At 64.7% G+C, this 13,084-nt stretch carries 11 protein-coding genes and 1 tRNA gene; 10 read left to right on the top strand and 2 right to left on the bottom strand.

All coding sequences use genetic code 11. The features are described from left to right. The first annotated feature begins 266 nt into the window (after positions 1–266). The 5 genes from D618_RS0115075 to D618_RS19915 all read left to right on the top strand — a co-directional run bounded on the left by D618_RS0115075 (position 267) and on the right by D618_RS19915 (position 6,548). Entirely contained in the window at positions 267–2,759 is a 2,493-nt protein-coding gene (locus tag D618_RS0115075) for a TonB-dependent receptor (protein WP_017672369.1), read from the top strand. Beyond that, a complete protein-coding gene (locus D618_RS0115080) occupies positions 2,759–3,961 on the top strand; it encodes a Ca2+-dependent phosphoinositide-specific phospholipase C (protein ID WP_152414778.1) in 1,203 nt (400 codons plus the stop codon). Before D618_RS0115075 ends, D618_RS0115080 begins: the two co-directional genes overlap by 1 nt. Continuing rightward, on the top strand, positions 3,958–5,214 hold the full coding sequence (locus tag D618_RS0115085; RefSeq protein WP_152414763.1) for a YdcF family protein: 1,257 nt from the start codon (positions 3,958–3,960) through the stop codon (positions 5,212–5,214). The genes D618_RS0115080 and D618_RS0115085 overlap by 4 nt, the downstream gene beginning before the upstream one ends. Positions 5,215–5,242: 28 nt before the next feature. Further along, positions 5,243–6,241 carry a hypothetical protein gene (locus tag D618_RS0115090; protein WP_017672372.1) on the top strand — a complete coding sequence of 333 codons (999 nt, stop codon included), beginning with the start codon at positions 5,243–5,245 and terminating at the stop codon, positions 6,239–6,241. 133 nt (positions 6,242–6,374) lie between these two features. After that, positions 6,375–6,548, top strand: a complete 174-nt coding sequence (locus tag D618_RS19915; RefSeq protein WP_017672373.1) for a hypothetical protein — start codon at positions 6,375–6,377, stop codon at positions 6,546–6,548. A gap of 55 nt (positions 6,549–6,603) precedes the next feature. Here the strand turns inward: D618_RS19915 and D618_RS0115100 are convergent. Beyond that, positions 6,604–6,678: transfer RNA gene (locus tag D618_RS0115100), tRNA-Gln, on the bottom strand. Between the two features lie 121 nt (positions 6,679–6,799). Next, positions 6,800–7,885 carry a branched-chain amino acid aminotransferase gene (locus tag D618_RS0115105; protein WP_017672374.1) on the bottom strand — a complete coding sequence of 362 codons (1,086 nt, stop codon included), beginning with the start codon at positions 7,883–7,885 and terminating at the stop codon, positions 6,800–6,802. A 110-nt stretch (positions 7,886–7,995) separates the two neighbouring features. Here D618_RS0115105 and D618_RS0115110 point away from each other — a divergent pair, with 110 nt between their 5' ends. The 5 genes from D618_RS0115110 (at position 7,996) to D618_RS0115130 (ending at position 12,924) form a co-directional block, all read left to right on the top strand. Continuing rightward, a complete protein-coding gene (locus D618_RS0115110) occupies positions 7,996–8,502 on the top strand; it encodes a MarR family transcriptional regulator (RefSeq protein WP_026091734.1) in 507 nt (168 codons plus the stop codon). An 81-nt stretch (positions 8,503–8,583) separates the two neighbouring features. After that, on the top strand, positions 8,584–9,612 hold the full coding sequence (locus D618_RS0115115) for an NADP-dependent oxidoreductase (RefSeq protein WP_238550694.1): 1,029 nt from the start codon (positions 8,584–8,586) through the stop codon (positions 9,610–9,612). Continuing rightward, positions 9,612–10,424 (top strand): enoyl-CoA hydratase/isomerase family protein, encoded by an 813-nt coding sequence (locus tag D618_RS0115120; RefSeq protein ID WP_017672377.1) that lies wholly within the window; start codon positions 9,612–9,614, stop codon positions 10,422–10,424. Before D618_RS0115115 ends, D618_RS0115120 begins: the two co-directional genes overlap by 1 nt. Positions 10,425–10,554: 130 nt before the next feature. Further along, the gene (locus D618_RS0115125) at positions 10,555–11,721 is read left to right on the top strand and encodes an acyl-CoA dehydrogenase family protein (RefSeq protein ID WP_017672378.1); all 1,167 of its coding nucleotides are present in this window, start codon (positions 10,555–10,557) and stop codon (positions 11,719–11,721) included. A 33-nt stretch (positions 11,722–11,754) separates the two neighbouring features. Next, complete coding sequence (locus tag D618_RS0115130) at positions 11,755–12,924, top strand: acyl-CoA dehydrogenase family protein (protein ID WP_017672379.1); 1,170 nt, start codon at positions 11,755–11,757, stop codon at positions 12,922–12,924. Positions 12,925–13,084: the final 160 nt, after the last annotated feature.

Below are 13,084 nucleotides of genomic sequence, written 5' to 3' on the forward strand. Positions count from 1 at the left end.
CGGCAGCCAGCACGAGGGTTCCGTTTCATCGCGCTCGGCATAGCGATGGGATGTGCGGGGCCATGCCTCAAGACTCTGATCTGCAAGCCTGGCTGAGGAGAAACCCTATCGCGTCGAACTGACTTTTAATCCACGCACAAGCGTCACCTTCCGGTCCAGAACCAGTCATGGTCGCCCCCTAAAGGCCTGTCCGAGCCAATCACGGCGGGGGGAATCGCACCATGAAGTCGACGATAATTATTGCGCGTTTGTTGCTTGGAACGGCCATGGCAACAGGGCTTGTGACCGCAGCGCATGCGCAGACGGCCGCCAGGGCACCGGCACCAGCGGCAGACACGGATTCCGACGCAGACAAGGACTCGCGCACGGCATCCACCGGTAACGAGATCATCGTCACCGGCTCGGCCACCGAGCAGCGCAAGTTCGATGTGTCCTATGCGGTCACGGCATTGTCCAACGACGATATCCAGAAGCTGGCACCGCTCAACTTTGCCGATCTGCTGGGCCAGATTCCCGGCATTCATGCCGAAGCCACCGGCGGCGAAGTACAGAACGTCTACCGCGTGCGCGGCATTCCCAATGAAGGCAGCTTCCAGGCCTTTCATCAGGATGGCCTGCCGATCTATCACGACAATGACGGTCCGTTCTTCAAGGGCGATGTGCTCAACCGCGTCGACCTGATGACCGAAACGATCGAATTCGTTCGCGGCGGCCCTGCTCCGATCTTTGCGAGCAACGCTTCGGCCATTTTCAATGCGATTACCGTCACCGGATCGGACACGCCTGCAGGTGCAGTTCGCGTGACGCTGGGTGATACCGGGCTCTACCGGCTCGATGCGTTCCATTCAGGACTGATCGGCGATCGCACCTATTTCGCCGCCGGTGGCTTTGTCCGCCGCCATGATGGCTATCGCCCCAACGGCTTTCCCAGCGACGACGGCGGCCAGTTCCGCGCCAACATCCGGCATGAGTTCGACACCGGCCAGGTCAAGCTGTCGGTGCTGTATCTGAACGACAAGAACATCTTTTATCTGCCGATCCCGGTGGCCGATCCGCGCAACCCCGCAGCCTCGCTCGACCCGTTGCTCGATTATTTCGAAGGCACGCTCAATTCGCCCGCCCTGCGCAACGCCCGCCTGCTCTATTCGAACGGTGCCGGTGGCACCACGGTCGAGGATCGCGATCTGGCCGATGGCCGGCACACCAAGATGTACAGCATCGGCCTGGAATACACCCAGGAACTGGGTGACTGGACGTTCGATGCCAAGGGTCGCTGGACCGATGGGCGCGTGGACTTCGACGCTTTGTATTCGACCACGAACCCGGTCGACAGCACCGTCTTTGCCAACAGCTTCCTGACTGCCGCCCGCGCCGCATTCAACACGCCGACCGCCACGGTCGCACGGCTGGGATATGCCATCGGCGGCACCAATGGTGCGACGGTGTTCGATCCCGCTGCGACATCGGGGCTGGTGCTGAGCGCGCAGTACCGCGCGATCTCGTCGGATTTCTATTCGGGCCAGGGCGAACTGCGCCTGTCGCGCGAATTCGAAACCGGCCTGGGCAAGCACAGCGTCGTCTTTGGTGGCTATGCGGCTGCTTATGGCAATGAATACAACCAGCGCTATCAGGATTATCTGTTCGAACTCGCGACCCAGCCGCGCACGCTGGACCTGCTGGCCTATTCGGCAACCGGCCAGGTGCTGGGGTCGGTGACCGACAAGGGCGTGCTGCGCTATTCGACCACAGTTACCGCTGGCGAAAGCGATGTGACGATGTGGGCCGCCTTTGCCAACGACACCTGGCAGGTGACGGACAATCTGCGCATCGATGCCGGCATCCGGCACGAGCGTTATACCTTCAAGGGCTTCGGCATCGGCCAGACGACGGTCAATCTGGGTGACCCGACCACGCTCGCCGATAATGCCACGCGCGCCTATACCGGCGTGCCGACCAACCGGCGGTTCACGGTCGATGTGACTCCCTGGACAGTGGGCGCGAACTACGACATCAGTCCGTCGTTCGGTGTTTACGCCCGCGTCGCCGAAGCCTTCCGCGTGCCGAGCGAGTTCAACGTCTATTCGGGCGCGGCCAATGTCACGCCCAAGGCGCGCCAGTATGAAGCCGGGGTCAAGATTTCGCTCCCCGGTGTGGCGGCATACCTGACCGGCTTCTACACCAAGTTCGATCCGTTCAACGCCTCGTTCCTGGCGTTCAACCCGAACACCGGCCAGAACAACGTGCCGCTGACCTTCATCGGTTCTGCGGTCACCAAGGGTGTGGAGGCGGATATCGATATCCGTCCCGTGCGCTGGCTGTCGCTGGCAGGGACCGTCACGGTCAGCGACCCGACCATATCGGACCTCGTCAATGAACTCGGCGCCTCGGCAGCGGCGGTGGATGGCAACCAGCTGATCCGCCAGCCCAAGATCTACGGCAACTTCCGCCCGACGGTCTATTTCAACATCGGCGATCTGCAGGTGCAGACCTATCTGCGCTACAACTATACCGGCAAGCGCTTCGTCGATCTGTTCAACCTCACCGAGCTGCCCGCCTATGACACTTTGGGGGCGGGGATCGTCGCCGATTACAACAACTGGTCGTTCCAGGTGGTGGGAGACAACATCACCAACGCGCGCGGCCTGACCGAGGGCAATCCGCGCACCGACCAGCTGGCAGGGCAGGGCGCGAGCCAGGCCATTTACGGTCGCCCGCTGTTCGGACGCAACGTGCGCTTCGTGGTGACCCGCAAATGGTGATGCGCTGGCCTTTGGGCGCAGCAATGGCAGCGGCGGTGCTTGTGCCCGCCGCTGCCGGGGCGGATACACCGCCTGGTGAGAGGGCCGATCCCAGGATCAACGAGATCCAGGTGATCGGCACCCACAACAGCTATGCCATCCCCGCCGATGCGCGGGCGATGGCGCTGATGGCACCCCGGCTGGCGGCTCTTTATGCTGCGATGCGCGAGCAGTTGCCCGAGGACCGGCGCGCAGCGCTGGCCGAAGAGCACCCTGCAGGGATCAGCGACCCTGCGCTCTCGCTCGATTACGTCCAGATGCCGCTGGAGGCGCAGCTGCGCATGGGGGTGCGCAGCATCGAGCTGGATCTGCACTCCGATCCTGAGGGCGGGCTCTATGCCGATCCGCTGCCCTATCGCCAGCTGCGCGAACAGGGCCTGCGCGATCTCGCCCCGATTCACACCGACGCCTTGAAGCAGCCAGGCATGAAGGTGCTGCACGTCGCCGATCTCGATTTCCGCAGCCAGTGCCCGGCGCTTCGTGATTGCCTGAGCCTGATGCGGCGCTGGTCCGATGCCAACCCGGACCACAGCCCGGTGTTCGTGCTGCTGGAACCCAAATCCTCAGCGCTCGACCGAGCCGTAGATGGTGCAGTGAAGGTGCCGGCGTTCGATGCAGCGGCTTTTGAGGAAGTGGATCAGGCGATCCGCGACATCCTGGGCCCGCAGCGGATTTTCACGCCAGACCAGTTGCGCGGCGACCATGCCACGCTGGAGAAGGCAGCACTCGCCAAGGCCTGGCCCAGGCTGTCGCAGATGCGCGGCAGGTTCGTGTTCCTGTATCTTGTGCCGGGTCTGAACCTGCAGACGTTCGCGCCCTACATGCAGGACCGGCCATCGCTGCAAGGCCGGGCGGCCTTCGTGCAGGGTCTGCCGGGAATGCCGCACACCGCGTTCGTGCTGGTGGATAACGCGCTCACCCGGCCCGATCGCATTCCGCAGCTGGTACGCGCCGGCTATATGGTGCGTTCGCGCGCCGACATCGATACCGACGAGGCGCGCCGCAACGATCCCGACCGGCGCGACCGCACGCTGGCGAGCGGCGCGCAGATCATCTCGACCGATTATCTCACCGCGCCCAATGTCCATGGCAACGGCTATCATGTTCCCCCGTTTGCGGGCGGGTGGCGGTGCAACCCTGTCGCCGGAAGGTGCGAGCCATGAAACGATCGATGCGTCCCCTGATAGCCTTGCTCGCCGCGCTGGCGCTCCCCGGGGCGGCGCAGGCAATGGACCCGCCGGGATACACCGCGCCCTTTGACGACACGCTCGAAGCGCTCAATTTTCCGCTGCTGTCGCTGCTGCGCACCGCGCCGGGCTGGGGGGACGCCTTGAGGAGCGATCCTGCGCTGATCACGCTGGCGGCGCAACGGGCCGAGCGGGTCCGCGCGGCGACTGCCTGCACGGCCAGGCCGGCTTGCCTTGCCGATGCCTGGGCGTGGACGCCCGCCGATATCGCAACCGTAGAGGGTGCCCTGCGCCGGATCGCCGCCGAGCCGGGCCGCGCTCAGGCTCTGGTGACGCGCCATATGCGCCCCTCGGGCCGGTTTGCGCGTCACGAGGCGCTGGCCGATCCGGAACTCGTCGTTGCGGCATGGACTGATGCCGCCGCCGGAATGAACAACCTCATCGCAGTCTATGCCCAAGGCACGCCGCCGCGCTATCCGCTGATTGATGCTACCATCTTCGACACGAAGGAGGAGCCCTTTGGCGCGGTGCTCGATGCGCATGGCCAGGTGACGGCTGCGGGCACCCGCGCCGATGATCTGGTGTTCGATGCACCGGGTCGCTACGCGATCGGCTTGCTGCGGATGAACGAGCGCACCGATGCCGCTGCCTATCGCCAGCAACTGGCGCAAGCCAATGCGGCAGCAGCGGCGCTGGCTGTCAGCACGCGCTGGGCGGACTATCGCTACCCTGCGCTGCTGGTGTTCGGCCACGGTCCGGAAGACGCGCAGTCGCGCACCGGGGTGATGGGCCATATCCGCATGGCGCGGGCCGCCGATCTGTTCGCGGCCGGTCTGGCTCCGTTCATTGTCGTCAGTGGCGGCAACGTCCATCCCAACCGCACCCCGTTCAACGAGGCGGTCGAGATGAAGCGCATCCTGATCGAGCAATACGAGATCCCCGCTGACCGCATCTTGATCGAGCCGCATGCGCGGCACACCACCACCAATCTGCGCAATTGCGCGCGCCTGCTGTTTGCCGCCGGCCTGCCCACCGACCGGCCCTCGCTGATCGTCACCGATCCGGCGACTTCACCGTATATCGGCAGCACGGCATTGATGACGCGCACCCTGCAGGAAACCGGCGTGACACCGGGCCAGGTGACTGCGGCAGACACGGCTTTCGCGTTCGAATTCCTGCCCGATCGCAAGGCATTTCACGCCGAGCCGCTCGACCCGCTCGATCCTTGATCACCAAATGCATTTCCGGAGAAAATCCATGTCCCGATCGCTATTCGCCCTTGCAGCCGCGCTGCACCTTTCGGTTGCCGCCATTCCGGCCCCGGCGCTGGCGTGGGGGACAACGGCACACACCGCAATCAACCGGGCGGCGATCACCAGCATTCCAGAGGACGGCCCGGTCTTTCTGAAGGATCACATCGATTTCATCGGCGGCCTCGCCAGCCTGCCCGATATCTGGCGCTCGTCGTCCGAGCCGTTCTCCAAGATCGACGAAGATCCCAACCATGGCTGGTTCAGCGAACAGTTCACGTTCATGCAGACCAAACCACGGTCACGCTACGAGTTCGTCATTGCCTTGCTCAACCAGCAGCGGACGGTGGCGGATCCCTCCTCCGATGATGCGCTGCGCACCAATGTCCGCTGGACCGGCACGATGCCGTACGCGATCGTGGAGGCCTATGGCCGGTTGGTGGCAGGAATGCGCTGGCACCGGAAGTTGGCGGATGAGGGCAAGGACACCCGGTTCATCGATCAGGCGCTGGCCTATGATGTCGTACGGATCGGCCATTACATCGGTGATGGCGCGCAGCCGCTGCATGCCTCTATCCACAGCGATGGCTGGCGCGGGGACAATCCCAGGGGCTACACCACCGACCGCACGATCCATAGCCGCTTCGAAAGCCAGTTCGTCGACATGATCGGTCTGACCGAGCAGCAGGTTGCCAGCAATGTCGCGCCGGTGGCGCGCCAGGGTGGCGATCTGTTCGACACCGTGCTGGTATTTCTGGACGACAGCGCCGCCAACATGGAGCGTGTGTACCAGCTGGAAAAGCAGGCTGCTTTTGCAACGCCCGAGTCCAAGTCCGCGCGCGACCTGGTCTATGCCCGCACCGGGGCAGGGGCCAGCATGCTGCGCGATATCGTGACGCGCGCCTGGGCCGAATCGGCAAGTCCGCCCGTCCGTCCGGCCACAGACCCGCTCGACCCGAAGAACCCGGCTTACAATCCCGAAACCGGGTCGGCACCCGCCCATTGATCGCATGGCGGGCGGGCGATCACCATGTGCGCAGCACTTGCAGCGCCACCTACCGGCCCGACCCGGCCCGCCAATCCGCCGCCACCGATCATCGGCCGCCGATTGCGCGCATCCGGTTTTGCAGAACGTGCTAATGGCGCGCCAGTTCAGGCTGGACTGGATGGTGTTGGCTGGCCACGGCGGCCCGCGTCATTCGCAACTGAATTTCGAAAAGGCCCGGCCCGACGTGGTTGCAGCCCCCGCCGAGCTACCGGGACTGGTGCTGTTGCGTGGCTGGCCCAAGGTGCGATCCCTACCGGCTCGCTGATCTGCTTCGCCAGCTCCTGGATGCTATTTCAATGCCTCGCGACGATCTCAAAAGCTGGCTGGGGTGGCAGGATTCGAACCTGCGAATGCCGGTACCAAAAACCGGTGCCTTACCACTTGGCGACACCCCAATGCCGTGCTCGCGGCGCTGTTTCAGGCTGAGGGGCCGGGGCAGCGCGGGAGCGGCCTATATACGGAAAAGGCGCGGGCCGCCAAGCGCCTTTTTGGGGCGCTGGCGGTGCCTGTGTCTCATCATGCGATACGGTGGACCCAGCCGTGCGGATCGGCAGCGTCGCCGCGCTGGATCGATACCAGGGCAGAGCGCAGGCTGGCGGTCACCGGGCCCGACTGGTTGCCGCCGATCGTGAAGCTGCCGTCTGGGAACTTCACCGTGCCGACGGGCGTCACCACTGCGGCCGTGCCGCAGGCGAAGGTCTCGCGCAGCTTGCCGCTCTCCGCATCTTGCTGCCACTGGTCGATCGAATAGGGTTCCTCGCGCACGGTCAGGCCCTGCGCGCGGGCAAGATCAATGATCGAATTGCGGGTGATGCCGGGCAGGATCGTGCCGGTGAGCGGCGGGGTGACGATGCTGCCGTCCTCGAAGACGAAGAACAGGTTCATGCCCCCCAGTTCCTCGACCCATTTGTGCTCTGCCGCATCGAGGAACACGACCTGGTCACAGCCTTGCGCGGTGGCTTCGGCCTGCGCGACAAGGCTGGCAGCATAGTTTCCGCCACATTTGGCCGCGCCCGTGCCGCCGGGGGCAGCGCGGGTATAATGCTGCGATACCCAGATGGTGACCGGCGCGATGCCGCCCTTGAAATAGGCGCCCACCGGCGAGGCGATGGTGATGAACAGATATTGCCTGGCGGGGCGCACGCCCAGGAACACCTCGCTGGCGAACATGAACGGGCGCAGATACAGCGCGCCGCCATCGACTTGGGGAAACCACTGCGAGTCGATCCGCACCAGTTGCTCGACGGCCTCGATGAACAGATCGTTGGGCACATCGGGCATCGCCATGCGCGCGGCAGATTCGTTGAAACGGCGCGCGTTGGCATCGGGGCGGAACAAAGCGGTGTTGCCGTCGGACAGCTTGTAGGCCTTCATGCCCTCGAAGATTTCCTGCGCATAATGCAGCACAGAGGAGGCCGGATCCATCGGGATCGGCGCGCGCGCGGTCACCCTGGCATCGTGCCAGCCGCCCTTGTCCACATCATACCGCACCACCACCATGTGATCGGTGAACAGCTTGCCGAAGCCGGGATCGACCAGCGCGGCATCGCGCACATTGGCAGGCGTGGGGTTGGTGGTCGGCTCGATGGCGAAGGGCAGCATGTCATCCCCTGAAAACTGCAAGGATTATGGGCGGTCGTCCGGACCCGTTCGTTGACCTTGCTGCAACGCGGGCTTGCCAAGACCTAATCGTGCTGGCAATCAAGGTCAACATGCCTGTCCCATCTTCCCCATCGGCATCCGCGCTGTTCCTGCGCGAGGATGAAATCCGCCACGGTGTCGAACTGCTGTTCTTCGGCTACACCCGGCTGACCAAGTCGATCGACGATCAGTTGGCGGTGCAGGGGCTGGGCCGCGCGCACCACCGGGCGCTGTATTTCATTGCGCGCAACCCCGACCTGACCGTCAGCCAGCTCTTGCGCGCGCTGGCGATCACCAAGCAATCGCTGGGCCGGGTGTTGACGGAACTCCAGCGCCGCGACCTGATCGAAACACGCAGCGGCGAGACCGATCGGCGACAGAAGCTGTTGCGGTTGACGGCGGCGGGAGCGACCCTGGAATCCGAGCTGTTCGAGGCACTGCGCAGCCGCCTGTCGCAAGCCTATCGCCGGGCAGGGCAGGAATCGGTCACCGGTTTCTGGCGGGTGCTCGAAGGCCTGGTGCCCGACGCGGACCGCGCGCTGCTCGCCGAACTCGGCAGCGAGCGCCGCTCTGGCTGACACTCGTGTCAGCATTTCTGCTTTGCTAATGGTATCGGTTATGCAATCAAGCTTGCAACGATAGCGAAGCAGGAGCGGACTTTGGCCAGGGCGATGATGCGCAGCGTGGTGCTGAAAGCACCGATAGACGGACTGCCGCAACCCGATGATTTTGCGCTGGTCGAGGCCGAGATCCCGGCGCTTGCAGATGGCGAATTCCTGATCGAACACCGCATTGCCTCGGTCGATCCGGGCGTGCGATCGCGCCTGCACGCCACCGGTGCCAGCTATGCGCCACCGATTCCGCCGGGCGGCACCATCGACGGTTTCATGGTCGGGCAGGTCGTCGAAAGCGGCAACGCGCGTTTTCCGGTCGGCACCTGGGTCACGGGCAGCGGCGGCTGGACCACGCACAGCATCGGCAATGGGCGCGGCTATGTGATGCCGATCGCCGACAATGGCCTGCCGCGCTCGCTGTGGCTGGGCGTGCTGGGCATTCCGGGCATGACCAGCTGGTTCGGGTTGAAACGCGTGGGCGCGATGCGCGAGGGCGCGCATGTGCTGATCACCTCTGCCGCCGGTGTCGTCGGTGCGACTGCAGGCCAGCTCGCGCGGGCCTGGGGCGCGGCGAGCGTCACCGGTATCGCGGGCGGCCAGGACAAATGCGACTGGCTGGTCGAGGCGTGCGGCTTCGATGCGGCGATCGACTACAAGGCGGTCGATGATCTCGACGCCGCCATCGCTGCGGCCTGCCACAAGGGCGTGGACATATTGTTCGACAATGTCGGCAATGCGATGATCGACCGCGTGTTGCCGATGATGCGGCTGAACGGCAACATCGTCGTCTCGGGCCAGGTCGCCGACTATAACGTGCCGCTGGGCGAGCGGGCAGGGATCACCAACACCGGCGAGTTCATCGCCAAACGGCTGACGATGCGTGGCATCCTGGTGTTCGATGACATTCCGCAGTTTGCGGCCGCGCAGGCCGAAATGGGCGCGATGATCGGCGATGGAAAGCTGGTGTATCGCGAAGAGCAGTTCGACGGTCTGGGAGCGATGCCCGAGGCGTTCTGCGGGCTGTTTACCGGCGCCAGCTTTGGCCGCCGTCTGGTGCGATTGGGAGAGTTTTGATGAGCCAGCATTTCCGCATAGAAGACCAGAGCTACAGCCGCTTCACCTTCGAGCGCGATGGCCGGGTGTTGAGCGCCATCATCACTTCGGATCATCCGGTCAACGGCGTCGACGGGCCGATGCACGACGAACTGGCGCGGGTGTTCACCGACCTGCAGCGCGACAGCGACAGCGACATCATCGTGCTGACCGCCAAGGGCAGGGCCTTTTGCGCGGGCGGGGATTTCGAATGGTTCCAGCAGCAGATCGACGATCCTGCGAGCTTCCGCGCCATTGCCTGGGATGCCAAGCGCATCGTCTCCAGCCTGCTCGAGATGGAAAAGCCGATATTGTGCCGGTTGAATGGCGCGGCGGCGGGGCTGGGGGCGACGATTGCGCTGCTATGCGACATCATCGTGGCGGACGAAAAGGCGCTGATCGGCGATCCGCATGTCAAGGTGGGGCTGGTCGCGGGCGATGGCGGCGCGCTGATCTGGCCGCAGCTGATCGGCTATGCCCGCGCCAAGGAGCTGCTGATGACCGGCGACATGCTGACCGCGACCGAAGCCAAGGCCTTGGGGCTGATCAACCATGCGGTGCCGGGCGACCAGCTCGACGCCAAGCTCGGCGAGATCATCGCCAAGCTGCAGGGCAACCCCAAATGGGCGGTGCGCTGGACCAAGAGCGTCACCAACATTCCGCTGCGCGCTCTCGCTGCGCAGATGATGGATGCGGCGATCGGCTGGGAGAGTGTCTCGAACTATCTGGGCGACCGGCGCGAGGCGGTGGCGGCGATGGCCGAGAAGCGCGCACCCAGGCTGACGGGGGAGTAAGGGGAGTGGCGCTGACCAATTGTCGTCATCCTGAACTTGTTTCAGGACCCATCGTGCCCCAGGCACCGAAGCCGCGCGGGGAGAAATGGGCCCTGAAACAAGTTCAGGGTGACGCATTCGAGAGGGCGGAATGACCCTCCAGACCTTTACCGACGAGCCCGATCATGTCAGCGCCCTGCGTGCGACGATCCAGCGGTTCGTCGCCGAGCATGCCCCGCGCGAGGCGCGGCAGGCGTGGGACAGGGCGGCGCATTGGCCGCGCGATGTCTATGCCAGGCTCAACGAACTGGGCCTCACCGCGCTGACCGTGCCGGAAGAATTCGGCGGGGCAGGGCAGGATCTGGTCGCCGCGATCGCGGTGATCGAGGAACTGGCCGCTGCAGGGCCGTGTCTGGCGGGGCCGTTCATCCACACCAGCTTTTACGGCGGCATGAACCTCAGCGAGAACGGATCGCCCGAGCAGAAGGCCGAATTCCTGCCGCGCCTCGCCAAGGGCGAATTGTTCTTCGCCTATGGCCTGTCCGAGCCCAATGTCGGCGGTGATCTCGCCAGTGTCGAGACGCGCGCGGTGCGCGAGGGCGACGAGATTGTTATTAACGGGGCCAAACGCTGGTGCACCGGTGCGGACTGGGCGGATTACATTTATTGCCTGGTCCGCTCGGGCCCGGCGGAAGAGCGCTACAAGAACCTGTCGTTCGTGCTGGTGCCGACCAGGGCCCCCGGCGTGTCGATGCAGGATATCGAACACGTCAACCTGCGCTACACGCACAGCCAGGACGTGTATTTCGACAACGTTCGCCTGCCGGCATCCGCGATCGTCGGCGGCGAGGCGATGTGGAACAAGGGCTGGAAGCTGCTCGCGGGGCGCGCGCTCGATGTCGAGAAGCTCGAGATTTCCGCCGTGGCTCTGGGCATCGCGCGCGCCGCGATCGACGAGGCCTGGGCCTATGCGCAGGAGCGCGAGCAGTTCGGCAAGCCGATCAGCCAGCATCAGGCGATCCGCCACAAACTGGTCACCGCGCGTACCAAATGGCATGCGGCGCGGCACATGCTGTATCACGCCGCATGGCTGGCGCACGAGGGGCGCCCCTGTTCGGTCGAGACCAGCATGGCCAAGTTGTTTGTCGCCGATACGGGCGTGGAGATCGCGCTCACCTGCCAGCAGGTGATGGGTTCCTATGCGCTGAGCGATGCCTATGAGATGGAGCGGCATGTCCGCGACCTGCTGGGCATGCCGATCGTCGGCGGATCGAGCGACATGCAGCGCAACAATCTGGCGAGCCTGATGCGGCTTTAGGGCTGGCGATTTAACGGGGTTTGGGAAAAAGTCATGCAACCACTCGAAAGCATCCAGCCGCTGGGCCATGCCATTTCCATCCTGCTGCCGGGTATCGCCGCGCGTGCGGACGAGATCGAGGCGGCGCGGCGGCTGCCCGCCGATATCGCGCAGCAGTTGGCGAATGCAGGCGCCTTCAACATCCTGCGGCCGCGCAGCCTGGCGGGGCTGGAGCTGTCGCCTATGGACATGATGGGCGTGCTGCACGCCGTCGCCCGGGCCGAAGCGAGCACCGGCTGGTGCGCGATGATCGGATCGACGACTGCGCTGAACGCGGCGTATCTGGCGCACGATGTGGCGAAAGAGATCTATTGCGACCCGCATTCGATCACCGGCGGCGTATTTGCGCCGATGGGCCGGGCCGACGACAAAGGTGACCATTATGTCGTCTCGGGCCGCTGGCAATGGGGATCGGGCAGCGCCAATTGCGACTGGCTGTCGGGCGGGGCGATGATCTTCAAGGACGGAGAACTGCAGCGTTTCGAAAACGGCGCGCCCTACCACCGGATGATGATGTTCCCGGCGGACCAGGCCGAATTGCTCGATACCTGGCATGTGATGGGAATGAAGGGCACGGGTTCGGGCGACTTCGCCGTCAAGGACATCATCGTGCCCAAGGAGCGCAGCGTCTCGCTGATCGCCGACAAGCCGGTCGAGCAGGGCCCGCTCTACCAGTTCCCGATCTTCGGCCTGCTGGCCTTGGGTGTCGCTTCGGTGGCTTTGGGCAATGCGGCAGGCGCGATGGACGAGATCAAGGCGCTAGCCCGCGCGAAGAAGCCGCAGGGCGGGCAGCGCAGCCTGGCCGAGCGCGGCGTGGTGCAGACCGAACTGATGCGCGCTGAAGCGAAGCTGGGCGGGGCAGAGGCGTATCTGCGCGAGAGCGTCGAAAAATGCTGGGAAGGCGCCACGACACGCGGTGCACTCTCCGCCGATGAGCGCGCGCTGCTGCGTCTGGCGGCGACCTTTGCCACCGAAACGGCGGCCGATGTCGCCAAGACCGCGTTCACCATCGGCGGCGGCAGCGCGGTCTACATGACCAGCACCCTGCAACGCCGCTTCCGCGATGCCCATGTCGCCACGCAGCACATCGCGACGGCGAGCAGCGTGTATGAGCTTGTGGGACGCGTATCGCTGGGTCTGCCGACGGATTTGGCGATGCTGTGAGGTTGATCGCGGGGCCTTCGACAGGCTCAGGCTGAGCGGGCTCGGGTGATATTTCGCCTTTTATCCAACTCATTCACCACCTTCCGCTCAGCCTGAGCCTGTCGAAGGCCCCGCGCAGTCGGCTGCCGAAGAAGGATGACCTTCCTGCCGCTCCCATCGA

Source organism: Blastomonas sp. AAP53, assembly GCF_000331245.1.
Taxonomy (GTDB): Bacteria; Pseudomonadota; Alphaproteobacteria; order Sphingomonadales; family Sphingomonadaceae; genus Blastomonas.